Source organism: Actinoplanes sandaracinus, from assembly GCF_030009775.1.
GTDB classification, from domain to species: Bacteria; Actinomycetota; Actinomycetes; order Mycobacteriales; family Micromonosporaceae; genus Actinoplanes; species Actinoplanes sandaracinus.
Genome location: NZ_JASCTH010000009.1, coordinates 96,144 through 119,790, shown reverse-complemented (window position 1 = coordinate 119,790; position 23,647 = coordinate 96,144). Strand labels below are relative to the sequence as shown.

The window sequence follows — 23,647 nt, the reverse complement described above, 5'->3', positions numbered from 1 at the left end:
CGCCTCACCCGGAGCGGCGCGAGCCGTCGCGCCGCTCCGGGCCGGTGTACCCGTCGGAGGCCGGGAGCGTGAACCAGAAGGTCGCGCCCCGGCCCTCCCCACCCTCCGCCCAGATCTCGCCGCCGTGGCGTTCCACCGCGCGGTGCACGGTGGTCAGGCCGATGCCGGTGCCCGGGAAGTCGCGGGCGTCGTGCAGCCGGGCGAACGGCCGGAAAAGCTGGCCGGCCTGGTCGGCCGGGAAACCGGCGCCGTTGTCGCGGATGTAGTACCGGCCGTCGTCGGCGCCGACCTCGACGACCGGGTTCGCCACCTTGCGGCTGAACTTCACCGCGTTGTTGATCAGGTTCTCCAGGATCACCCGGACCAGGCCCTCGTCCGCGTCGGCGGTCATGTTCTCCCGTACCGTGAAGGTCACCTGCCGGTCGGGCTCGCGGGCCGCGACCTCGGAGATCACCTGGCGTGCCGTCGCCGTCATGTCGAACCGCTCCCGGCGGAGTTCGCCGCGGCTGGCCCGAGCCAGGATGAGCAGCGACTCCACCAGGTCCGCCATCCGCATCGCGGCCGCGTGGATCCGGGTCAGCCGGTGTCGGGTCAGCTCGCCGATCGGCTCCTCTTCCTCCTCCAGCAGGTGCTCGGCGAAACTGCTGATCACCTGGAGCGGGCCGCGCAGGTCGTGCGAGACCGAGCCGGAGAACGCCTCCAACTCGCGGTTGCGCCACTCCAGCTCCTCGACCAGCGCCGCCCGGGTCTCGGCGAGCTGCCGGGCCGCCCGTTCCTCGGCCGCGTCCAGTTCGCGGCGCATCAGCTCCTCCCGGATCCGGCGCGCCTCGTCGTGCGACTGCTTGCGGCGGATCTGGGCGCGTACGTGCACCCGCAGCCCCTCCGGCACGTCGACGTCTCGCACGTAGTCGTCGGCGCCGGCGGCCAGGCAGTCCAGCATCTGCTCCTCGTCCCCGGTCATCACCAACGGCAGGTCCCCGACGTGCGGGGACTCGCGCAGCCGGCGGCAGGCGTCGCGGGCCTGTTCGGCGGCGTCGTCGAGGCCGACCACGATGCAGTCGACCGGCTGGGCGGCGAGCAGGTCGAGGGTGTCGTCGATGCTGTTGGCGTGCACGACGTCGTACCCGTCGGCGCGTAGCGGCTCGGCCCACCGTTCCAGCTCGCGGCGGTCCTGGCCGACGATCAGCACCTTGCCGGGCCCGTGCACCCCGCCGGTCGTCCCGATCGGCAGCTGCTCGGCGCTCTGCCGCAGCACCGCGGCCAGCTTCGCCAGCACCACCGCCAGATCCTGCTGTTTGCGGACGAACGCGTCGGCGCCGGCGTCCAGCATCTGCATCTCGGTGGCGTAGTCGTCGGCGGCCGTCATCAGCAGGCACGGCGTGTCGCGCAGCGCCGGGTCGAGGCGGATGCGGCGGATCACGGTGGCGCCGTCGATGCCGGGCATCACGCCGTCGACGATCACGGCGTGCGGCCGGCGGTCGGAGGCCATCCGCAGGCCCTCCTCGCCGCCGGACGCGGTCAGCACCGTGTACCCCTCGGGTTCCAGCAGCTCCCGCAGCTGTTCCCGGAACGTCATGCTGTCGTCGATGACCAGGACGGTGGTGCGGTCGGCGGTCCGGTCCGGGGACTCCCCGAGCAGTTGACGGGTACGGGCCACCACGTACCCGGCGTCGTAGGGTTTGCCCACGTACTCGTCGGCGCCGATGCGCAGCCCGGCCAGCCGGTCGGTGACCTCGCTCTCGCTGGACAGCAGCATCGTCACCACCTGGTCGTGGCCGGGCGTGTGCCGCAGTTCGGTGAGCAGTTCGAGGCCGTCGGCGTCCGGCAGGAGCACGTCGAGCACGGCCGCGTCGAACTCCTTGCCGGTGAACGCGATCCGCGCCTCGGCGCCGGTGGCGCACAGGATGGTGGCGAACCCGTCGTCGGAGAACGCCTCGTGCAGGTCCATCCGTACGGTCAGGCTGTCGTCCACGATCAGCACCGTCGGTGTCATCGGCGCACCCCCGGGGGATGCAGCTCGGCCAGGCGGGCGGCGATCCTGACCGGCGGCAGCACGTGGGTGGCGGCCCCGAGAAGCGCCGCCTCCCGCGGCATGCCGTAGACGGTGCAACTGGCCTCGTCCTGGGCGAAGGTGACCGCGCCCCGGTCGCGCATCCGCAGCAGCCCCGCCGCCCCGTCCCGGCCCATCCCGGTGAGCAGGCAGCCGGCCGCGCTCGGCCCGAACTCGTCGGCCACCGACTCGAACAGCACGTCCACCGACGGCCGGCAGGAGTGCCGGGGCGGGTCGGTGCTGAGCCGCAACATCCGGTCGCGGACGAACAGGTGCCGGTCCGGGGGAGCGAGCACGATCTGCCCGGCCACCCGGCTGACCAGGGTGCCGTCGACGGCGTACCGGACGTCGCGGCCGGTCTGCCCGCCCAGCCAGTCGGAGAAGGCGACCGCGAACTGCTCGCTCGCGGCGATGTGCTGCACGATCAGCACCGGGGCCGGGAAGTTGGGCGGCAGCGACCGCAGCAGTTCGGTGAGCACGCCCGGTCCGCCGGTGGAGGCGCCGACCGCCACCACGGCCAGCGCGCCGGGCGTGATCGGCACCGGCACCGGCGCCGTGGCCGGCCGGGGCGGAGGCGTGGCCACCCGGCCGTCCAGCCGGGCCCGTGGGTGGGTGATCACCCGGATCCGGGCGACCAGCCGCAGCGAGGTGCGCAACCGCACCGCCCAGTCCGCGTCCGAGTCGTCCCCGCGCGGCTTCTCCATCACGTCCACCGCGCCCGCGGCCAGGGCGTTGTACGTGCTGAACAGCTCCTCCCGGTCAGCCGACGACACCACCAGGATGGGGGTCGGATGCTCCGCCATGATCTGCTCGGTGGCGGCCAGCCCACTGATCCCGGGCAACATCATGTCCATCGTGATCACGTCGGGCCGCAGCCGGGCGGTCATCTGCACCGCCCGTTCCCCGTCCGGGGCCTCGCCGACCACCTCCAGCTGCGGATCCGGGGCGAGCGCCTCCCGCAGGTGGTGGCGCATGGTCGCGGAGTCCTCGACGATCAGCACCCGGGTCATGACCATGCTTCCCGCGTCATGACCGGACCACCAGCCGCCGGATGTGTGCCAGCAGCTGCTCCTGGTCGAATTCGCCCTTCACCACGTACGCGCTGGCCCCGGCCTCGCGGCCGCGGTCCCGGTCGGCGGCGCTCGCCCGGGAGCTGACCATGATCGCCGGAACGCCGGCCAGTCGCGGGTCGGCGCGGGTCCGCGCGACGAAGGTGAACCCGTCGATGCCGGGCATGTCGATGTCGGTGAGGAACAGGCCGTAGTCACGGGCCCGGGCCTTGTCCAGGCCCTCCTCGCCGGAGGCGGCCAGGTCCACCTCGTAGCCGGCCGACTCCAGGATGCTGCGTTCCAGCATCCGGGTGGTCAGCGAGTCGTCGACCACCAGGATCGGCAGCGGGGCCGCAGGCGCGGCGGCGGCCCCGCGGACCCCGCCGGTGTCGCTGCGGAACACCTCGTCGGCCAGGCCCTGCGGGTCCAGCACCAGCCGGGGATTGCCGTCGGCGTCGACCGCGACGCTGCCGATCACCGCTGAGGCCGGGGCGAGGTCCGGCAGCGGCCGGGCGACCAGTGCGCACGTGCCGGCCAGCCGGTCCACGCCGACGGCGAAGACGCCGCCGTCGCTGTTCACCACGACCGCGGCGCCGATGGCCGGCGCGTCGGGGACGACCGAGCCGGCGTACAGGACCTCGGCCAGCGGCAGGAACGGGGCGGCGCTGTCCTCGTGGATCAGCCGGCCGCCGGCAGCCGCGGCCGCCGCCTCCTCGGCGCTGAGCCGCACGCAGGCCCGCACCGCGTCCAGCGGCAGGGTGGCCACCGTGCCGGCCGCCTCCACGATCAGCCCGGTCATGGCGAGCAGGGCGAGCGGGATGACCAGTTCGACGGTGGTGCCCTGGCCGGGCGTGGTGCGGACCGAGACCTCGCCCTGGAGCTGTGCGGCCACCTCACGGACCGCGTCCATGCCGATGCCGCGCCCGGACACCTCGGTCACCGACGGCGACGTGCTGATCCCGCCCTGCAGCACCAGCCCCAGCAGCTCGTCGATGTCCGGCGGCGGCCCGCCGGGCGGCAGCAGGCCCCGGGCCTCGGCGGTACGCCGCAGCGCGTCCAGGTCGAAGCCGCGCCCGTCGTCGACGCACCGGAACACCGCGTACCGCCCCCGCCGTTCCACCTCGACGGTGATGGTGCCCTCGGCCGGTTTGCCGGCGGTCAGCCGCACGTCCTCCGGTTCGATCCCGTGCACCACCGCGTTGCGCACCACGTGCAGGAACGCGCCGCTGACCGGTCCCAGCAGGTGCGCGCCCATCCGGATGCCGGCGCCCCGGGCGGCGAACCGGACCCGTCGGCCCTCGCCGTCGGCGGCGTCCCGCACCGCCCGGCGCATGGCCGTGAACATCGAGCCGACCGGCACCAGGCGCAACCCCTCGGCCTTGGCCCGGACGTCGTCGAGTTCCCGTTCGATCTGGTCCACCGCGTCGGTGAAACGGCGGCCCGCCGATCCGAGCTGCCCGGCCAGCCGCTCCGCCGCGGCGCGGGCCGGGCCGGTGGCCGTGCCCCTGCCGAGGCGCAGCTGTTCGGCGACCTGTTCGGCGGACCGTTGCAGGCGGTCGAATGTGGCGCAGCCGGCACGCAGCGGCGCCATCCGGGCGTTGGTCTCGCCGATCGCGTCCAGCAGGTCGTCCAGATCCTGTGTCGCCGCCCGGTGGGTGGGCGTGTCGACCGGCTCCGGCACGGATCCCGGTGACGCGGATCCTGGTGACGCGGGGACCGGCGGCGGCGCCTCCGGTGGCCTCTCCAGCGCCGCGACGTACGCCGCGATCTCGTCGTTGAGGCGCAGCAGCTCCCGCATCTCCTCCGCGGGCAGCGGCGTCTCGCCGGTGCGGTGCGGGACCAGAACGTCCTCGAAGGAGTGCGCCCGGTCGGCGATCTCCTTCTGCTTCACCACCCGGGCCGCACCCTTGAGCGTGTGCGCGGCCCGCAGCAGCCGTGCCACCGGTTCCGGCCCGGCCCGCTGGTCCAGGTCGAGCACCCCGGCGCTGATCTGGTCGATCAGCTCCCGCGCCTCGATCCGGAAATAGCGCAGCGGGTCCTTGCCCTCGGCCATCAGTGACGCCCGGTGCCGACCAGTTCCAGCAGGTCACTGGAGAGGGTGGAGAGATGCGCCGCCGTCTGCTTGGTCTGCACCGCGCTGGACTCGGTCTCGCGCGACACCCGGGCGGTGTCCGAGGCGGCCACGTTGACCTGCTCCACCGCGGTGGTCTGCTGCTTGGTGGACAGCTCGATCTCCCGGGTGGCGTCGTTGGTGGTGGAGACCAGTTGCACGATCTCGCGGAACGAGTTGGTGGCGTCGTCGAACTGGCGGGCTCCGGTGTCCACCGCCTTCGCCCCGATCTCGGTGGCCATCACCGTGGTGTTGACGGCGCCCCGGACGTCGTCGATGAGCGTCCGGATCTCCTTGGCCGACGCGGCGGTCCGGTCGGCCAGCTTCCGGATCTCCTCGGCCACCACGGCGAACCGGCGGCCCCACTCGCCGGCGCCGCTGGCCTCGATGGTCGCGTTGATGGCCAGGATGTTGGTCTGCTCGGCCAGCTCCGACACCAGGTCCACGACCTGGCCGATCTGCTGTGACTTCTCGCCGAGCGCCAGCATGTGCTGGACGATCTGGTCGACCTGGGAGCGGATCGCGCTGATCGAGGCCCGGGTCTGGTCGATGTTCGAGTCGCCGGCCCGGGCCGCGGCCTCGGTCTCCTCGGCGATCCGCGAGACCCGTTGCGCGGCGTCCGCGATCTGCCGCGAGGTGATCAGCAGCTCGCTGATCGTCGTGGTGATCTCGCTCATCGCGCTGGCCTGGTCGCGACCGCCGCTGACCTGCTGCGCGGCGGCCGCCTCCAGTTGTGCCGACGAGCTCTGGATGTGCCCGACCGCGGCGCCCACCTCGCGCCGCAGGTCGCGGCTGAGCCGCCAGGCCACCAGGACCGCGCTGATCGTGGTCAGCGTGCCGAGCCCGATGATCATGGCGATGGCCTGGGTGGCGCGTCGCGAGGACGCCTGCCGGTCGGCGTGCACCTGTTCCCGGATCCGGGTGGTCAGGTCGGTGATCGCCGCCTGCAGCTTCCTGCGGGGCGGCACTACGTCGACGTTGTTGATGCGGGTGATGGCGGGGATGTCGGCGCTCTCGGCCCGTACGGCCATCATCTTCCGGACCGCGGCCGCGTGCTCGTCGTCGTAGCCGGCGATCGCCGCCAGCAGCTCCCTGATGCTCGCATTGGTGGCGCCGCGGTTCAGGTCGTCGAGCTGCTGGCGGAACAGCCGGTGATTCTCCTCGGTCAGCCGGGAGCTCTCGGCCGTCCCCTCCAGCAGGTACGCCCGGTATTCGGCGATCCGCATCTCGATGGTCCGGCTCAGGTTCTCCGCGCCGGTGAGATCCTCGGTCGCCGAACGGATGGCGGCGTCCTTGGCGTTGACCACGAAGATCATGCCGACCACCGAGGTGATGATGGTGAACAGGGTGAACAGGACGGTGACGCCGACGCCGACCGCCAGCTTCCCGCCGAAGGTACGTCCGGCCATCATCGGTTCTCCTCGGTTACGGGCCGGTGTCCGGCCAGCTGGTGGACGAGCACGCGGATGGCCGGCACGTCGACGATCGGCCGGTTGCCGTCCGGCAGCCGGACCACACCGCGCAGGCTGCCGCGCCGTACGCCGTCGTCGTCGGTGACACCGTCGAGCACGTCGGCGACCGGAACACGCAGGTGCCGGTCCAGTTCGTGGAAGGCGAGCGCGAGCGGCGGGGCCCCGGTGGTCAGCAGCAGCCAGCGGGGCCGCTGCGGGATCGGATGGCCGAGCAGGGCGGCCAGGTCGTAGACCGGAACCACGGTCCCGGCGAAACCGGCCACCCCGAGCAGGGCGCCCACCGTGGTCGGCAGCGCGGTCACCGGGCGGTCGGGGTGCACACCGGAGGACTGGGCCAGGCGGACGGCGTAGGGCCGTTCGCCCGCCCGGATCGCGAGCAGCTCGACGCTGTCGGAGTCGAAGACCCGGGCCGGTTCGGCGAACGACCGGTCGAAGTCGTCACGCAACTGGGCGACCCGTTCCGCGACCGACACCCGGATCATCGCCGGGCTCCGCACGCGTCCAGTTCGGTACGGCACAGCGTGCTCAGCGCCAGCCGCCCGAACCCACCGCCGAACAGCACGAGCCGGTCGTCGTCCTCGGTGATCAGCAGTTGCAGCGCCGCCTCCAGATGGTCGGCGGCGCCGCGGTCGTCGCCGCGCCGCCGCGCCAGCAGCCCCATCCGCAGCCGTGGCATGGCGAACTCCGGGTCCAGGTACGCCGCCAGCCGGTACTGCCCGACGGCCTGGTCCGCGCAGTCCAGCTCGTGGCAGACGCCGAGCAGGTGGTGCGCGTCGGCCTGCGGCCCGCCGGTGTCGAGCAGCCGCAGCGCGGTGTCGCGGGCCTCGGCGAGCCGGCCGAGCTGGGCCAGCAGCACCCCGCGCGCGAGCACGTCGCCGGGGCCGACCGCGGCGAGCGCCTCGGCGAACCGGTCGTCGCGCATCAGCCCGAGCACCTGCCGGTGGGTGTCCTCGACCGTGGCGGGGCGGGGTGCGACGGGGACCGTCCGCCGCGGCGCCGGGGTGGCCGCCGGCGGGGGCGTGCTGTGCCGCCGGTAGTAGACCGTTCCGTCGGCGTGACACAGCTCCAGCCCGTCCGGCCGGCTGCCCAGCGAGTCGGTGTGCCCGAGGAACAGGAAACCGCCGTCGGTCAGCGCCCGGGTCATCCGGCGGACCAGGTCGGCCCGGACCTCTTCGGTCAGGTACATCAGCAGGTTCCGGCAGAAGATCACGTCGTAGCGGGCCGGGTGCCACAGCTGCGGATCGTCGGTGGCCACGTTGTGCTCGACGAACCGCACCGTGGAGACCACCTCGCCGATCACCCGGAAGTCGTCGCCGGCCGGCTCGAACCAGCGGTGCCGGACGTCCTCGTGGGTGTCCCGCAGCGACCACGGGGAGTAGGTCGCGCCGCGGGCCCGGCGCAGCACCTCACGATTGGCGTCGACCCCGGTGACCGTGACGATCCAGTCCGGCCCCGGGCAGGCCTGCACCGCGGTGATCGCCAGCGAGTAGGCCTCCTCGCCGGACGAGCATCCGACCGAGAACAGCCGCAGCACCCGCTGCCCGGCCCGCGCCTCGATCAGCTCCGGCAGCGCGCGTTCACGCAGCACCCGGAACTGTTCCGGGTGCCGGAAGAAGTAGGTCTCGGTGATGCTCAGGGCGCCGGCCAGTTCGGTGACCTCGGTGTGCCACCGGCGCCCGGCGAGCCGGTCCAGGTACTCCCGGACGCTGATGCCGTGCGCCTTCGCCCGGGCGCCCAGCACCTCGGCGGTCTGCCCGAGGTCGGTGTCGGCGAACGTCCAGCCGAGGCGCTTCTGCAGTAGCTCCCGGAACCGGGTCAACGACGCCGCGCTGATCATGAGGGCGCCTCCGGAGGCGCCCCGCCGGCCGCCTCCCACACCTCGTCCGGCACCGCGGTGAGGCTGTGCAGCAGCAGTAGCGGTTCGGTGCCGACCGTGCCGACGGCCGCGATCAAGGCCTTGGAGACCCCGGTGAACAGTGCTGCCGGCCCCTCGGGCGGCTCCACGTCGATCTCCCGGACCCCGAGCACCGGGCCGGTGGCGCAGGCGATCGGGCCGCGGCCGGCACGAACCGCCACGTACCGGTCGATCTCCCCGTCGATGCCGGTCAGCAGCCTGGTCATGTCGATCACCGGCGCTGGAGCGCCGCGCAGGATGGCCAGGCCGCGGACGTAGAGTGGAGTGCCGGCGAGCGGTCGCGTCGCCAGCGGGCGCATGATCTCCACGACCTCGCCGAGCGCCAGCGCGCAGTAGAGCGGGCCGGCCCGGAAGACCAGCGCGGTGACTCCGGCGTCCAGCGCCGGAGCCAGAACACCGCCCTGCTGCCCTCCCACGGCCTCAGGTTAGTCACCGTTTTGCGAGCTTCGCTCGCTTATCAAGCTTTCCGATGGTACGTCCCGCGCTGTCCCAGTCGATGGGATTCGGCGGGTCGGCCGGTCCCGGCGCGGGGCCGCCCTCCTCACGCCGGGACCAGCCTGTTCAGGGGACGCCGTCGCGCCCGGTGAAACGCAGTGGCAGCGGGTGACCGAGGTTCGGCCGCGGGTTGCGCACCGCGAAACCGTAGCGACGGCCCGGCCGCGCCAGGGCCCTCCGCGCGGTCGGTAGATAAGCCTGAGCGGTCTACCCCGATAGGGGGAAGAACGCCGGATCCCTGTGCGACTGTGCGACACCCGTGATCGCCCCTCCGTTGCGTTTTCGCTGGCGGCGCCGTTGGTCAACCGGTGAGCGCCCCGGAACGGCCGGAGCGCACGGAGCAAAGGGGATCGACGGGGCATGCGGAAACCTCTGGCAGTGTTCGGCCTGGCCGCCGTGACGTTGGTGACGGGCGGCCTGACCGCTCAGGCCCTGGCGCACGAGCCGTCGCGGGCACCGGACACCACGGACACACGACCGTGGCAGGGAGATCCGGCGCCGTCGACCCCCCCGGACGAGATCTCGCCCCCGGTGACGGCGGACGGCTGGGGCGCCGCACCCGTGCGGATGGTCCCGTCGGCGGCCCTCCGGACGTCGTCGCGCCCACCGTCCTCCATCGGGACGCCGGTGGAGGAACCGGCGCGCGGCGCGACCGGCGACCGCCTCGTGCGCCGCGCGGTCGCCGAGGCCGGCCCCGCCGAGGACGTCATCGAGGCCTCCCGGAAGGAGATCAGCGCGGCCTCCGTGGCGCCCGGGCTGCAGGCTCCGGTGCAGCAGCAGGTGCTGGCCCTGGTCAACCAGCACCGCCGCCGAGCCGGCTGCGAACCGCTCACTCTGGACCGCCGGCTGGTCGCCGCGGCCAACCGGCACGCCGCGGACATGGCCCGGCGCGGCTACTTCGACCACGAGTCGCCGGGCGGGGACCGGGCCGGCAGCCGGGTCACCGACGCCGGTTACGTGTGGAGCCGCTACGGCGAGAACATCGCCAAGGGACAGGAGAGCCCGTACCGGGTGATGACCGACTGGATGGAGAGCCCCGGCCACAGGGAGAACATCCTGGACTGCCGCCTCGACCAGATGGGGGTCGGACTGGCTCTGGACTCCGGTGACACACCGTACTGGGTTCAGGACTTCGCGACTCCCCGTTGACCGTCTGCTGACTCCCCGGAGCCGAATCGCCTCGAGCCGTGACCGCGGACACCGATGGCATACCGGTTTCGTGTCACGGCCCTTCCCCGGTCACCACGGATGGAACGGCTGTGCTTCGATGTGCGCACACCATTCTGGGGAGGATGTTTTGGCAAGTGGACGGGTTTCCGCCCGCTTCACCGGCGTCGCGCTGTCGGCGCTGGTGGGGGGGGGCTGGGGTGCGGGCGCGCTCCCGCGGGCGGCCGGGGGGGCCCCCCCCCCGCCCCCCGCGACCGTGACCACCGCGGTGGTCACCAAGGCGGCTGCCGCGTCGTGCGCGACCGGCAAGTACCAGAAGCAGGTCGAGGGCTACCTCAAGCAACTCGGCGGGTACGGGGCGGTCACGGTCGACGGCAAGCAGTCCGCCGCCGACTGTGCCGCGATCGTGAAGTTCCAGAAGCGGTTCGGCATCCAGCCGGCCAAGGGCCTGGCCGGACCGAGCACCTTCGACGTCGCCAAGCGACTCGCGGCGACGAAGACGGCGGCCTGCAAGGCCAAGAAGTCGGGCATCACCTTCTGTGTCGACCTGACCAACCAGACCACCTGGGTCATGAAGAACGGCAAGGTGCACTACAAGCCGACCGTGGTGCGCACCGGCATGAAGGGCTACCGGACGCCGGCCGGCACCTTCAAGATCAACAAGCGGACGAAGAAGGAATGGTCCAACCCGTACGAGGTGTGGCTGCCCTACTGGCAGCGCTTCCACGGCGGGATGGGCTTCCACCAGACCACGACCTACATCCACGACAAGTGGCGCGGGTCGCACGGCTGCGTGAACCTTCTTCCGGCCGACGCCAAGGCGTACTACAACATCGGCAAGTACGGCATGACGGTGAAGACGATCGGGCGCCGTCCCGGCACCTGATCCGTCCAGCTCTCGCTGACGAACGGGCCGTCCCTCACCGGGGGCGGCCCGTTTCGCGTCGCCACGTCCCAGCCCGGCGGCCGGGTGGATGCCACGGCGCTTTCGCGTAGCCGTACGAGAAGAAGAATCTCCAGCGGGAGCCGGCCGCCCACCCGGCCATCGGCGGGGTTTGATGGGAGATCGCGGGGACCGCGGCATAGAGTGGCCTCTGTGTATCGCGCCCGCTCACGTGCAGTGATCATCGCCGCCGGTGTTCTTCTCCTGGCGCTGACCGGGGCATCGTGCGATGACGAGACGAGCCCGGTGCGGCTCGGGAACGCCGAGATCGGCACGGTCGGCGAGATCGTCGAGGCACCGGGCACGGTGACCGCCCGGACCGCCGCCACGCTCACCGCGCCCGCCGCCGGCACCCTGCGTGACCTGCGGGTGGAGCCGGGGCAACGGGTGCGCGAGGGCGACGTGCTCGCCGTCATCGACGCGCCGGAACTCACCCGCCGCCGGGACGCCGCGCAGGAGGCCCTCGACAAGTCGCCGTCCGGCGGCGGCGTCAGCGCCGGCGGGACGGCCGAGTTCACCGCGGTCCGCAAACGCACCGACCGGCAGGCGGCGGACGCGTTCGAGCAGGCCCGGGCCGCCGCCGGAGAGATCGCCGACCCGCAGGTCAGAAAAGCGCTGACGGATCAGGTCGACGCCGCCGAGGCGAGCTACGAGACGGCGTCGGCGGCCTCCGCGGCGGCGCTGCGGTCGGTGCAGCGCGGCGTCGCCTCGCTCGGGCGCGCGATGGGCGCCCTCTCCGCCGCCCAGCGGCTTCAGGCCAAGCAGGCGTACGAGCTGGCCGACGCGGCCGTGGACGCCCTGACCCTGCGGGCCCCGGTGGCGGGCGTGGTGCAGCTCGGCGGCCCGGCGCAGGCCGGTGGCGGTTCCCTCGCCGGCCTGCTTCCGCCCGCTTCCGGCGGTGGAGCCGGGGCCTCCGGCTCGTCCGGTGTGGACGCCGCCGTCCCGGAAGGCGGCTATGTCGCGCCCGGAACCCCGGTGGTGACCGTCGTGGACACCGCCCGCCTCGGCCTCGTCGCCGAGGTCGACGAGACGGACGTGCTGCTCATCAAGGAGGGCGTCGCCGCCGACGTCGAGCTGGACGCGGCGCCGGGCGCGGTCTACCCGGCCACGGTGACGGCCATCGACCTGCTGCCCACCACGTCGGCGCGTGGCGGCGTCTCCTACAAGGTGCGGCTGGAACTGGCCGCCGGCAACTATCCGGACAGCGGCGAGGACGCGCCCACCCCACGCCCCGGCATGAGCGCGGTGACCCGGCTGAAGGTGCGGCAGGCGTCCGGCGCGGTGACCGTCCCGGCGTCGGCCGTGGTCAGCACCGACGGCAAGGACGCCGTCTGGACGGTCCGTGACGGCCGGTTCGCCGCGGTGCCGGTGCGGCTCGGCGTCCAGGGCGAGGACACCGTGCAGATCGTCTCCGGCGTCCGCGCGGGCGAACGCGTCGTGGTCGCCGGCGCCGACCAGGTCACCGCCGGCGGTGAAGCCCCATGACCGCCGCGATAGTCGCCGACAACGTCAGCCGCACCTACCAGCTCGACGGCGTCTCGGTCGACGCTCTGCGCGGCGTCTCGCTGACCGTCGAGACCGGCGACTACGTGGCGATCGTCGGCACCTCCGGCTCCGGCAAGTCCACCCTCATGCACCTGCTGGGCGGCCTGGACCGGCCGACCGGCGGCACCCTCCTGATCGGAGGCCGCGACGTCGCCCGCCTCACCCCCGACGAGATGGCCGAGTTGCGCAACACCACGATCGGCTTCGTCTTCCAGTCGTTCCACCTGCTCGCCCGCACGACCGCCCAGGACAACGTCGGCCTGCCCCTGGTCTACCGCGGCGTCGGCCGCCGGGAACGGCGCGAGCGAGCCGCCGCCATGCTCGACCGCGTCGGCCTCGGCCACCGCGTCACCCACCGCCCCAACCAGATGTCCGGCGGCGAACAGCAGCGGGTGGCGATCGCCCGCGCCCTGGTCACCGGCCCGTCCGTGCTACTCGCCGACGAACCCACCGGCAACCTCGACTCGGCCACCGGCCAGTCCGTCCTCGCCCTGCTGGAGACGCTGAACGCCGACGGCGTGGCCGTCGTGCTGGTCACCCACGACCGTGAGGTGGCGGCCCGGGCCCACCGGCAGATCAGAATGAAGGACGGGCTGATCGCATGAGGGTCGCCGAGGCCTGGCGGGTCGCGCTCGAGGCGCTACGCGCCAACCGGCTGCGCAGCATGCTCACCATGCTCGGTGTGGTGATCGGCGTGGCCGCCGTCGTCGCCCTCGTCGCGATCGGCACCGGCACCAAGAACCAGATCGAGAACCAGGTCGAAGGTCTCGGCTCCAACCTGCTCATCGTGGTGCCCGGCCGCCTCGAGGCCGGCGCGGCGCCCACCTCGTCGCCCCTCACCCTCGACGACGTCGAAGCGGTCAACCGGATCGTCGGTGACCGGTCCCGGGTCGCGGTCACCATCAGCTCCGGCGAGGCCGTGCGCGCCGGCTCCCGCACCGGATTCGCCAGCATGCAGGGCGTCCTGGAGACCACACCGACCGTCTTCGTCCGCCGCCTCGACCGGGGCGCCTACCTCACCCGGACCGACGTGAGCACCGGCCGGCGGGTGGTGGTCCTCGGCGCCGGCGTGGCCCGCGACCTGTTCGGCGACCGCGACCCGATCGGGCGGCAGATCACCATCGGCGGGGTGCGGTTCCGGGTGGTCGGCACGTTCGAGCAACTCGGGCAGAGCCTCGGCGTCGACCGGGACGGCGAGGTGCACGTGCCGGTCACCGCCGCCCAGCGGCTCCTCGGCACCGAGCGCATCGACGGCCTCGCCATCCGCGCCCCCGACCGGGAACGCATCGGCGAACTCTCCGCCGCCGTCGTAGCCGCGCTCACCGACCGGCACCCGGACACCGACTTCTCCGCCGTCACCCAGGAACAGATCCTCGGTGTGCTCGGCGACATCCTCGGCGTGCTCACCGGCGTGCTCGCCGCGATCGCCGGGATCAGCCTGCTCGTCGGCGGCGTCGGCGTCTCCAACATCATGCTCGTGTCGGTTCGCGAACGCACCAAGGAGATCGGCCTGCGCAAGGCGGTCGGCGCCCGGCCCCGCGATATCGGCGTCCAGTTCCTCCTCGAAGCGGTGCTGCTCACCACCACCGGCGGCATCCTCGGCATGCTGCTCGGCGGCACCACCGCGCTGCTCGTCGACCGGTTCACCCCGGTCCCCGCCGCGCTCACCTGGTGGTCGATGGCGCTGGCCTTCGGAGTGTCCGCGGCCGTCGGCATCGTCTTCGGCGTGGTGCCGGCACAGCGGGCCGGCCGCCTCGACCCGGTGGTCGCCCTGCGCACCGAGTGACCCCCGCTCCGCCGAGGAAACCGGGCCGGCGGCGTGCTCCCCGGCGAAACGGCGCCCGGCGCTCAGGTCACGCCCGGCCCAACCGAATGAGAGGGCGGAGCGGAGGAGACCGTCATGCCCCATCAGCTGCGTGACCTGCACGGCGCCGCCCGTGCCGTCGCCTACCTGATGCTGGCGGCGGGGCCGTACAACCTCATCACCGGCGTGCTGATGAAACTCGGCGAGCCCGCCTTCGAGGTGATCGCCATCGGCGTCATCTCGTGCGCTCTCTTCGTCCTCGGCCTGATCTGTCTGCGCCGCCCCGAAGCCCTGCCGCGCCTGTTCTGGACGCTCCTCCCGCTCGTGTCGGCCGGCGTGATCACCGGGCTCAACATCGCCACCGCCGACGCCAGCATGGGCGCGCAGCTGTTCTACCTCTGGCCGCTGCTCTACGCCGCGTCGTTCGTCAGCCGCCGCATCGTGGCCCTCACGGTCGCCCAGATCTCCGCCGGGCAGGGCCTGGTCGCCTACCAGCTCCAGACCGGTGACCAGGCCCTCAACGACTGGATCGCGCTCACCGTGGCGATGACGATGACCGCGCTCGTGGTGACCGGCCTGCGGGAACGCAACGACAAGCTCCGTGACGTCCTGCAGACCCAGGCGACCTCGGACTCGCTGACCGGGTCGGCGAACCGACGGGCCTTCGACGCGGAACTCGGCCGGGCCGTCGCCCGCGCGGGCCTCCACGATCCCCTCGCGCTCGTCATGATCGACGTCGACCACTTCAAAACGATCAACGACACGTGGGGCCACGCGGCCGGGGACCGCGCGCTGCGCGCCGTCGCCGACGCCCTCCGTGAGGCCACCGAAGGACGCGAGCACCTGGTCGCCCGGCTCGGCGGCGACGAGTTCGCCGTCCTGCTGCGGGCCGGGCCCTACGCGGCGCTCCAGTTCGCCGAACTGGCCCGCACCCGCATCGGCGCCGCCGGCCACCTGCCCGGCGGGCCGCCCAGCCTGAGCATCGGCATCGCCGTCGCCCCCGACCACGCCACCAGCGCCGAAGAACTGCAACGGGTCGCCGACGCGGCCCTCTACCAGGCCAAGGAAGGCGGCCGCGGGCGCAGCATGATGGCCCGGCCGGCAACCGCCCGCCGCAACGTCGACCAGGTCCCCGAAATCACCTGTGGGGCGGCGCCGTCGGATGCCCGGCCGTCTCCCCGGTGAGAGCGCCACCCGGCTCACCCGGCTCACCGTCCTCCGCCGGCCGCCCACCCAGCGGCGCCAGAATCACCGGAGACTTCCGCGGGTACGGGCCCCAACCGTCCCGCAGCACGTGAATGTAGACGGCCTCCAGGCACACCCCGACCCGCTCCACCAGATCGGTGTCGTCCGGAGCGCCCAGCCGGATCGCCCGCGCGAAATGGTCCAGCGCCTCCATGTGCCGGCCCTGATCGAAACAGCTTCGCCCGGCGTTCTCGTGCACCACACTGCGCACCGCCGGCGACACGTCCGCGTCGACCGCCCGCTGGAACAGCCGGTCCGCCTCCATGTAGTCGCCCCGCAGCCGCAGCACATGCGCCAACTCCGCCTGGGCGATCACCATCGACTGCAGATCGTGCGCCGACTCGGCGTGCGCCAGCGCCAGCCGGCTCGCCGCCGCGGCCATGCCCAGCTCACCGAGCAGGCGGTAGACCTCCGCGCGTACGCTCAGCAGCCCCGCCTTGACGATGTTGTCCGCCTCGTCGGCGAGCGGCCCGTCCAGCCGCTCACCGAGCGCCCGCAGCGCGTTCCGGTCGTCGACGACCTCGCGCAGGGTGCCGCCGTCCAGCCGCCACCGGATCGCCGACAGGTCCGCGGCGGTCAGCGGCAGATGCGGCGCCAGATCCGGGCCCTGCGGCCTCTCCGTGGCGAGGCCGGCCGTGGCCGGTCGTTCCGCGCCCGTTCCACCGTCGCGAGCGCCCGCGGCCGGCACCTGGCCGGCCGCCGTTCCGCGGCTGCCGGCTTCCGTCTGGCCGGTTCCCGCGTCACCAGCCGTATCCGTTCCGGCTGCTCCGGCGCTGCCGATCGCGTCCGTTCCGGCCGCGTGCGCGCCGGAACCCGCCGGATCTCCCGTACCAACGACTCCAGGACCCGCGCCGGCACCACCGGCGTCGCCCGTGCCTGACGGTGTTCCGGCCGTGCCCACGGGCGCGGCCGTGCCGGCACCGCCCGGACCGCTCGGCGTCGTCCCGGCGTCACCGTCTTCCGTTCCGGCGCCGCCATGATCATCCGCGCCGACGGTGGGAAGCTCGCCGCTCGGGTTCGCGCTGCCGGCGCTGTCCGGATCCGCGCCGGAGGTGTCCGTGTCCACCGCTTCCACGGCGTCTCCGCTGCCGGTGGCGGCCGCCTTGCTGACGAACCACCCGCTGCCCATCGCGGTATCCGCGTACCGCCGAGGCTCGGTATCCGGACCCGCCACCTCAAGCCGTCCGATCGGCCGCAGGTTGTGCAGGGTTCCGTCCGCATCCATGTACGGCCGCTGCTGCTCCTCCGCGCCCTCCAGCGTGGGCCGCGCGAGCGGGAACCCGATCTTCTCCCGCCCGGCTCCGCCGGATTCAGCCGCACCGGAGACGGTCCGGGCATCCCGCGCAGCGTCGGGCTTGGGCAGCGCCAACGTCGGCCGGTCAGCCGTCGGACTCTCAGCCGCCGGCCCGGCCGGCCGTTCCCCGCGGACATCCGCCGCCCGTGCGGCGTGCTGGCCGTGCTCGGCCACCGCACCCGTGGGGATGTTCCCGTCCCGCGCGGCGTGCTGACCTCCCTCATCGGCCGCATCCAGCCGGGATGCTCCGTGCCGTGCGGTGTGCTGACCCTGTTCAGGGGCTCCGTCGGCAGGGGCGAGCCGGCTCCCCGCGGCCTGCTGCGGCTGACCGCTCGCGCCGTGCGCGGGGGCGCCACCGCGGCCCGCCGGTTGCGGCCGGCCACCGGACACGCCGGCAGACGCGGGCGGAGCCGATCGCGGGGCGGAGGCGTTCCCTACCTGGTCGCCGGCTACCGGCGGCACCGAGATCGGAGTAGCGGCGTTCCATCCACCGTCCGTCGCCTGCCGGCCTTCGCCGGGCCACGCCGCGGCGGGCGGAGCGGACGCGGGCGCATTCCGGCCCGCCATCGGCGAACCCGGAGGCGCGGACTGCGGCGCGACACCGTTCCACTCCGGCCGCGAGGCGTCGCCGGTTCCCGCCGATGCCTGCTGCACGGCACCGCCACCGCCGGGACCAGCGGCTCCGGCGTGCGGCTCGACCGCGGCGTGGGCGGGTGGCGCCGATCGCGGTGTGGTGGCGGCGGGTGTCTGTGCCGGTGTGGTGCTGTTCCAGCCCGCGTTCGTGGTTTGTGGTTCGGTCGCGGCGTGGGCGGGTGGCGCCGATCGCGGTGTGGTGGCGGCGGGCGTCTGCCCTGAAGTGGCGTGGTTCCAGCCCGCGCCTGACTGAGGTGCCGTTCCGGGAGCCGCCGGTGGCTGCTGGCCGAAACCGTTCCACGCGGCGGCGGACGGGGGGATCTGCTCCTGTGCCGGGGGAGCGGAGCGCGGACCAGCGGTGGCGGGCTGCGCCGGGCCGTTCCAGCCCGCGGTGCCCTGCGGGACACTCTGCGGCCGGCCATCCGACCCTATTGGGCCGGCGGCACCCTGTCGTTGGTCGCCACTGAGATCGGCGGCACGGGACGTCCGCTGCTCGCCGGACCATGCCGGACCCGAACCCTGGGACGGGATCGACGGCCATCCACCGGTAGGGGCGCCGGCGCCGCCGACGCCCTGGGGCGCGGCGTGACCGCCCGCACGGCCGGCGTCGTCCGCGTGCGGACCCTCGGCACGAGCGGCGTCGGCCGGCGGACCCGGCCAAGCCGGGTTCGGGGCCATCCTGGCGGGCGCGGCCGGACCCTGCCGCGGGACGGGCGGCCAGGCATCCTCCGGAGTGCCCGGTGCGTTCTGCGGCAGCGCGGGAACCGCTCGGCCGGGGACCGGCGCGGGCCTGGCAGGAGGCGGCCAGGCTGTCGCCGCGGTCGGCTGCACGGCGCCGTCCGGAGCTCCGGCACGAAGCGCGCTCGCCGCCTGATCCGGGCCTGCCTGAAGCGAGCCTGCTTGAGTCGGGCCTGCTTGAGTCGGGCCTGCTTGAGTCGGGCCTGCCTGAGCCGGGCCTCCGGCCCGGAGCGGATCTCCGGCCGGAGGAGCCCCCTCGCCGTGGACGGGCGGCCGCGTAGCGGGCGGCCATGCCGCGGCCGGCGATGGCTGCCCGGCAGGACCAGCGACCGTGCCGGGAATGACGACAGGCCGACCGGTCGCGGGCTGCCCGGGAACCCACTCGTCAGGAACGGACGGCCGCGCCGGCGACACCGGCCGAGCCTCAGCGGAAGGTTGCGCCGCATCCGGCACCATCGCCCACGGTCCGTCGCCTTCGGGCAGGAACACATGCGCGGTCCGCGGCGTGCGCCGCGACCGCTGCTGCGGAACGTCCGTCCGCCCGCCGTCACCGGGGTAGCCGAGGTCATCGCGCAGGATTTCGCCGGTGGAGGCCGGGCCCCGAGCCCACCCGGACTCTCCGGCCGGGTTGCTCTCGGCCGCCCGCCGGTTGTCCGAACCGGAGTATGCCGGCCGGCCGTCACCGGGGTTGGCCGGACCTGTGCCGGGGTGACCAACTGGCGTGCCGGCCCCGGTCTCGCCGTGGTGAGCCGGCGTTCCCGCCCCGGTCTGGCCGTGACCTGCCGGCGTTCCCGCCCCCATCGGGGCGTGACCCGCCGGACTGCCCGCGTCCGGCCCGCGGTGAGTAGCCGGTCCCGGTGAAACGGGGCCGGAGGAGACACCCGGCCGATGACCATGCGCGGTGGCCGCGTGTGTGTCGCGATGACCTGGGGCAGCGCCCGCGCCCGCATCGCCGGAGCGGGCCGCCGGGGCGGCGTTCGCGTCCGGGCGTACCGGTTCGGCAGGCGGCTGTGTCCCGTTCGGGCCGATGATCCGCGCCGGCGGAACCGGCGCCGACGCGCCCACCACACGCGGCGTCACCGGCGGTTCGGCCTTGATGACGCGCGGCACGGGTGGCGGCGCGGCTTTGCTGACAACCCTCGGGGGTACGGGAGCCTCAGCGCGCCGTAGCACCCGAGGACCGGTGTCCCCGTTGCCGGAGCCAGTGTCCGTGGACCGGTCCTCGGTCCGCTGTGCCGGGCCGATGCTCTGGCCCTGAACAGCGTCCGAACCCGGCCGCTCCCGGCCGTCGCGGTCGGTCGCCGGTTCGGCGGGCGCACCGTTGGCCGCTCCCCGCTGCCCCGGCACGAGCCGGGCCACAGCCGACCGCCAGCCTCCGCCCCGCTTGTCGGCGCCCTTGTGTTCCGTGCTGTCCGAGCCTTCCGGCTCGAAAGCGTCTCGTTCCCGGGAGTCCTGCGCCGGAGCCCCTCGTTCTGACGCACCACGATCGACCGCACCCTGGCCCAGGACGTCGCGTCCGTCCCCACTCGGCGAAGGCGCCGCGTGTCCGGCCGTGCTCGCCGCGGACATCCGGGGATTCGTCGAGCGCGGCGACAGGGTGCCGAAATCCGTCACACCGGGCGCGAGCGTTCCACGATCCGTCCCATCGTGGGGACGCGTTCCGTGCTCTGCCGCATCGTGGGGACGTGTTCCGTGCTCTGCCGCTCCCGGCGACATCGCTCCGCGATCCGCCCCGCTCAGGGTAGGCGTCCCGCGATCCGCCCCGCTCGAGGGAAGCGTCCCGCGGTCCGTGACTCCTGGTGAGGCCGCCGCATCGCTCTGCGGCACGACTCCACGGGCGGCGGCATCCGCGTGCTCGGTACCGCTGCGAGGGCCCGGTCCGAAGGCGGCGTCGCGGTCGGCGGCGGGGCCATCGGTGGCGGCGCGCGACGAGGCCGCGAGTTCCCCATCCGGGCGTTCGGTGAGGTCGCGGTCGTGGCCGGCGCCGCCGGTGCGGCCGGCCGGGCCGTCGCCGGTCGTGGCGGGCTCGCTGCGGCCCACGGTGAGGTCGCCGGCCCAGGCGCCGCCCGCGGTGGCACGGCGTTCGCCCTGGTCGCGGCCATCCGGCCGGATGCCGGGTTCGAAGACCGGACGGGGGTCCCCGTCGGCGGGGAAGGCGGTCCCGAGGTCGGGCCGGTCGATGTCGTAGGGCCGGCCACCCGTACCCGAAATCTGGTCGAAGCCGTCGGCGCGTTCGGCGGGTTGCGCCGGGACCTGCGCGCGCCCGGTGGCCGCCAGGTCGTCGCGGCGGACCGGGGCCGGCCGGGCGGCGTCCACCTCGTCGCGGCGGGCCGCAGCGGGCCGGGCGGCGTCCACGTCGTCGCGCCGCGTGCGGCGTCCGCCGTGCGGGCGGATCGGCCCGAACTCGTCGTTCGCCCAGCCGTCGTCGGAGCGGGCACGCTCACCGCCGGGGCGGCCCGGCTGGTCACGGCGGCCGTTGTTCGGCCCGGAGCGGTCGGCTTCCTCCCAGTATTCGTCCGCGCCCAGCTCGATGGTGCGCCCGGAGCGCTGCCGCTCGTCGTCGTGGAGGGGCTCGGCGCTCTCCCACCGGTCGTCGTCGCGGAGGGGCTCCGCGGTCTCCCAGCGGTCGCCGTTGCGCCCCCGGCCCTGGTCGGCGTCGGGCCACAGCTCGTCGGACCGGATCTCGCCGACGCGCCGCCCGCGGCCCGGACGGTCGTCCGGAATCGGCTCGCGACGATCGTCCCGGCGGCCGTCGTACGACGAAGGACCACGGCTGTCGTCACGTGCGGAGAGCGGCGCGGCACGGTCGGCGTCGCGGGCGGGAGGCGGCGTGGCACGGCCGATGTCGCGGGCGGGAGGCGGGGCGGCACGGCCGACGTCGCGGGACGGCTCACGGGGTTCGGCGCGCGGACCGTCACGGCGGTCGTCGCGTGCGGGCTCGCGGCGCTCGTCGCGGAACGGGGCTCGGGGGTCGTCGCGCGGGTCGAGGCCGGCGGGCCGGCGATCGCGCCCGTCCCGTCCGGCGAGCGCGTCGCCCTGGCGCGGTGGGGCGTCGTCCCACCGGTTGTCCTGGCGGGCGGGCATGTCCTCCCGGCGACGGCGGCCACCGGTCTCGTCGCGCCGCCTGTCCCGCGAGCCCGAACCGTCGTCGAAGCGGGGAGCGCTGTCGGGAGCGGGGGTGTCGCCCCGGTAGCGGGGGGCCGGGTGACGGCCGTCGGGGCGGGCGGCGTCACGGCGCTCGCCGACCGTACGCTCATAGCGGTTGTCGCCGCCGCGGCGCTGCGGCGCGGCGCCGCGCCGCAGGTCGGGGCGCGCCGCGGGGTCGATGATGGGGAAGTCGGGCTTGTCGAAGTCGATGCCGAGCTCGGGCCGGTTGAAGTCGATGTCGTCGAACTCGTCGCCGGCCAGGTTCTCGACGGACGTGTCGATCGGTTCGAAGTCGGGGTCGTCCAGCCAGCTCGGCCGCTCCGAGTCGAACGCGGCCTTCTTCTGACGGCGGGCGGCGACCTCGTCGGGGCTACCTCCGGCGGGCCGGCGGCGGGTCGGCATGACCGGGTCGGGCGCTGTCCGTTTGGTGTAGTGCCTCTCCTGTTTGACCGCGGAGCTCGGCATGAACGAGTAGTCGTCGTACTCGTCCGCCCAGTACTCGTCGTCCTCGAAGCTCATGAGGGGGCCCCGAATCGGCAGGGCAAAGGCCTACAGCCCCGTCGCCGCATCCGTGCCACCGTCCTCACCCTGGACCACCTCCGCACCCCCCGGTGCCCGCCCCCGCGCGCCTCTGCGATCAACGCCTGCCACGTGGTGGATGTGGAAGGTTAACCACGGATTTGCGTAGTGCGCCACCGCCCTGCGGAACTCTGTCACCGGCGTCGCGGCCGGCCCGCGAGCGTCGATCGGATCGGCGCCGCAGTCCGCCGATGGTGCCCGACCAACGGGGTATACGTCTTGCGGGGGCTGCCGGTTCAACAGGTTGAGCAGTGACTATGACGATGTTTCGGCAGAGGTCCCGGAGGGGTCCCGGTGGCTGTCCCGATCAACGAGGATCGTTGCGGCGCGGTGACGGGCCGGGCCTCGACTTAAGGACTTCTTAAGCTTCCCTTCATCGCAACCACGGACTGGCGGGCGACCCTGAACAGGTGATGACGCCGGCCCCGTCGGGGTGGCGAAGGACACCCCGCGCGCCCGCGGATCATGGACACCCGGTCTGTCACGGTGGATGTACGCCCGGTCCGCGGACCGGGCGTCCCGCTGCGGCCAACGACGTCCCGGCGGGAGCACACCCGGCCGGGCACCATGCGGCCTGTACTACCCCGGCCGGCAATGTGCGGCCGGTAACACCCCGGCCGGCGTCATGCGGCCGGTAACCGCCCGGTCCGCACCGCATGGCCGGCGACAGCCCGGCCGGCGCCACGTGGCCCCCACCACGGAGCAGGCACGGCTGAAGGACTTCCCGGCCCACGGCCGCCGCCCCCCAGTCATTCGGCGGCCGCACCGCGCCCGAGACGATCCGTGGAGGCGATCCCCCCTCGCCCTCCCGCGGTTGATGGATCTTGGCGTGCGGGTCGGGACGGGAGGCGGCGGCGGGAGCCCATCTCCCGCCGCTGTCTCTCCCGCTCCTCCCGGCGGGTGGCCCGCGATGACGAGACCCCCCTCGAAGTCGTCGCGTGCCGCCCGCCGGGCAGGCGAGGCGGTGGCGACCCTGCTCCCGGCCCTTCCGGCCGGTGGGCGCCGGTCTCAGAGGCGGCCGTCGGTGGTGAAGCCGCCGACCCGGGTGGGCAGCACCAGCCCGGCCGCCGCCAGCGCGCTCAGCAGCGCCGACAGTTCGGTCCGGGTCAGTGCGGTGGCCCGGTCGGGGTGCGGGTGCGGCACCGCCAGCGCGGTCGCGGTCTCGATCGCCCGGGTGCCGATCGCCGCCTCGACCGCCCACAGCCGGTGGGCGCAGAGGGCCGAGTGCGCGGACGCGGCGAGTTCGCCGTGCAGGCGCAGCAGGCGGCGCAGGTCGGCGGCGAGCTGCTGGATCGGCGGCCCGTACGGCGCCGGCTCGGGTCTGCGGCGTTGCCGGCGGAGCTCGGCGAGGGCCGCGCACCACCGCGGGACGTAACGGATTCCGGCCATCACGACGCCCGGGGCGGCGAAGATCAGGGCGAGTCGGCTGGCATCGAGGAGGGTCACGGGATTCCTCCGCCG

At 74.0% G+C, this 23,647-nt stretch carries 15 protein-coding genes; 6 read left to right on the top strand and 9 right to left on the bottom strand.

Translation table 11 applies throughout. The features are described 5' to 3' along the window. Nucleotides 1–4 precede the first annotated feature (4 nt). Genes QLQ12_RS15615 through QLQ12_RS15585 form a run of 7 tightly spaced genes read right to left on the bottom strand, consistent with a single transcriptional unit; the run spans nt 5 to nt 9,012 of the window. Entirely contained in the window at nt 5–1,993 is a 1,989-nt protein-coding gene (locus QLQ12_RS15615) for a response regulator (RefSeq protein ID WP_282760589.1), read from the bottom strand. Continuing rightward, nucleotides 1,990–3,060, bottom strand: a complete 1,071-nt coding sequence (cheB, locus tag QLQ12_RS15610; RefSeq protein ID WP_282760587.1) for a chemotaxis-specific protein-glutamate methyltransferase CheB — start codon at nt 3,058–3,060, stop codon at nt 1,990–1,992. Before cheB ends, QLQ12_RS15615 begins: the two co-directional genes overlap by 4 nt. A gap of 16 nt (nt 3,061–3,076) precedes the next feature. Beyond that, nucleotides 3,077–5,152, bottom strand: a complete 2,076-nt coding sequence (locus tag QLQ12_RS15605) for a hybrid sensor histidine kinase/response regulator (RefSeq protein ID WP_282760585.1) — start codon at nt 5,150–5,152, stop codon at nt 3,077–3,079. Further along, nucleotides 5,152–6,621 (bottom strand): methyl-accepting chemotaxis protein, encoded by a 1,470-nt coding sequence (locus QLQ12_RS15600; RefSeq protein ID WP_282760583.1) that lies wholly within the window; start codon nt 6,619–6,621, stop codon nt 5,152–5,154. Before QLQ12_RS15600 ends, QLQ12_RS15605 begins: the two co-directional genes overlap by 1 nt. Further along, complete coding sequence (locus QLQ12_RS15595) at nt 6,618–7,163, bottom strand: chemotaxis protein CheW (RefSeq protein WP_282760581.1); 546 nt, start codon at nt 7,161–7,163, stop codon at nt 6,618–6,620. Before QLQ12_RS15595 ends, QLQ12_RS15600 begins: the two co-directional genes overlap by 4 nt. Continuing rightward, nucleotides 7,160–8,518 carry a CheR family methyltransferase gene (locus tag QLQ12_RS15590; protein ID WP_282760579.1) on the bottom strand — a complete coding sequence of 453 codons (1,359 nt, stop codon included), beginning with the start codon at nt 8,516–8,518 and terminating at the stop codon, nt 7,160–7,162. Before QLQ12_RS15590 ends, QLQ12_RS15595 begins: the two co-directional genes overlap by 4 nt. Further along, on the bottom strand, nt 8,515–9,012 hold the full coding sequence (locus tag QLQ12_RS15585; protein ID WP_282760578.1) for a chemotaxis protein CheW: 498 nt from the start codon (nt 9,010–9,012) through the stop codon (nt 8,515–8,517). Before QLQ12_RS15585 ends, QLQ12_RS15590 begins: the two co-directional genes overlap by 4 nt. Nucleotides 9,013–9,451: 439 nt before the next feature. Between QLQ12_RS15585 and QLQ12_RS15580 the strand changes: the two genes are divergently transcribed. The 6 genes from QLQ12_RS15580 to QLQ12_RS15555 all read left to right on the top strand — a co-directional run bounded on the left by QLQ12_RS15580 (nt 9,452) and on the right by QLQ12_RS15555 (nt 15,735). Then, nucleotides 9,452–10,240: a CAP domain-containing protein gene (locus tag QLQ12_RS15580; protein ID WP_282760577.1), complete on the top strand. Its 789-nt coding sequence runs from the start codon at nt 9,452–9,454 to the stop codon at nt 10,238–10,240. A 190-nt stretch (nt 10,241–10,430) separates the two neighbouring features. Then, complete coding sequence (locus QLQ12_RS15575) at nt 10,431–11,144, top strand: L,D-transpeptidase family protein (RefSeq protein ID WP_282760814.1); 714 nt, start codon at nt 10,431–10,433, stop codon at nt 11,142–11,144. A gap of 210 nt (nt 11,145–11,354) precedes the next feature. After that, entirely contained in the window at nt 11,355–12,686 is a 1,332-nt protein-coding gene (locus QLQ12_RS15570; RefSeq protein WP_282760574.1) for an efflux RND transporter periplasmic adaptor subunit, read from the top strand. Next, on the top strand, nt 12,683–13,351 hold the full coding sequence (locus QLQ12_RS15565; protein ID WP_282760573.1) for an ABC transporter ATP-binding protein: 669 nt from the start codon (nt 12,683–12,685) through the stop codon (nt 13,349–13,351). The genes QLQ12_RS15570 and QLQ12_RS15565 overlap by 4 nt, the downstream gene beginning before the upstream one ends. Then, a complete protein-coding gene (locus QLQ12_RS15560; RefSeq protein ID WP_282760571.1) occupies nt 13,348–14,532 on the top strand; it encodes an ABC transporter permease in 1,185 nt (394 codons plus the stop codon). The genes QLQ12_RS15565 and QLQ12_RS15560 overlap by 4 nt, the downstream gene beginning before the upstream one ends. Before the next feature lie 114 nt (nt 14,533–14,646). Next, nucleotides 14,647–15,735 carry a GGDEF domain-containing protein gene (locus QLQ12_RS15555; protein WP_282760569.1) on the top strand — a complete coding sequence of 363 codons (1,089 nt, stop codon included), beginning with the start codon at nt 14,647–14,649 and terminating at the stop codon, nt 15,733–15,735. A gap of 2,415 nt (nt 15,736–18,150) precedes the next feature. Here QLQ12_RS15555 and QLQ12_RS47075 read toward each other — a convergent pair. Both QLQ12_RS47075 and QLQ12_RS15545 read right to left on the bottom strand, forming a co-directional pair. Beyond that, entirely contained in the window at nt 18,151–18,906 is a 756-nt protein-coding gene (locus tag QLQ12_RS47075) for a pentapeptide repeat-containing protein (protein ID WP_407651492.1), read from the bottom strand. Nucleotides 18,907–23,194: 4,288 nt separating this feature from the next. Beyond that, on the bottom strand, nt 23,195–23,632 hold the full coding sequence (locus tag QLQ12_RS15545; RefSeq protein WP_282760566.1) for a hypothetical protein: 438 nt from the start codon (nt 23,630–23,632) through the stop codon (nt 23,195–23,197). Between the last annotated feature and the right edge of the window lie 15 nt (nt 23,633–23,647).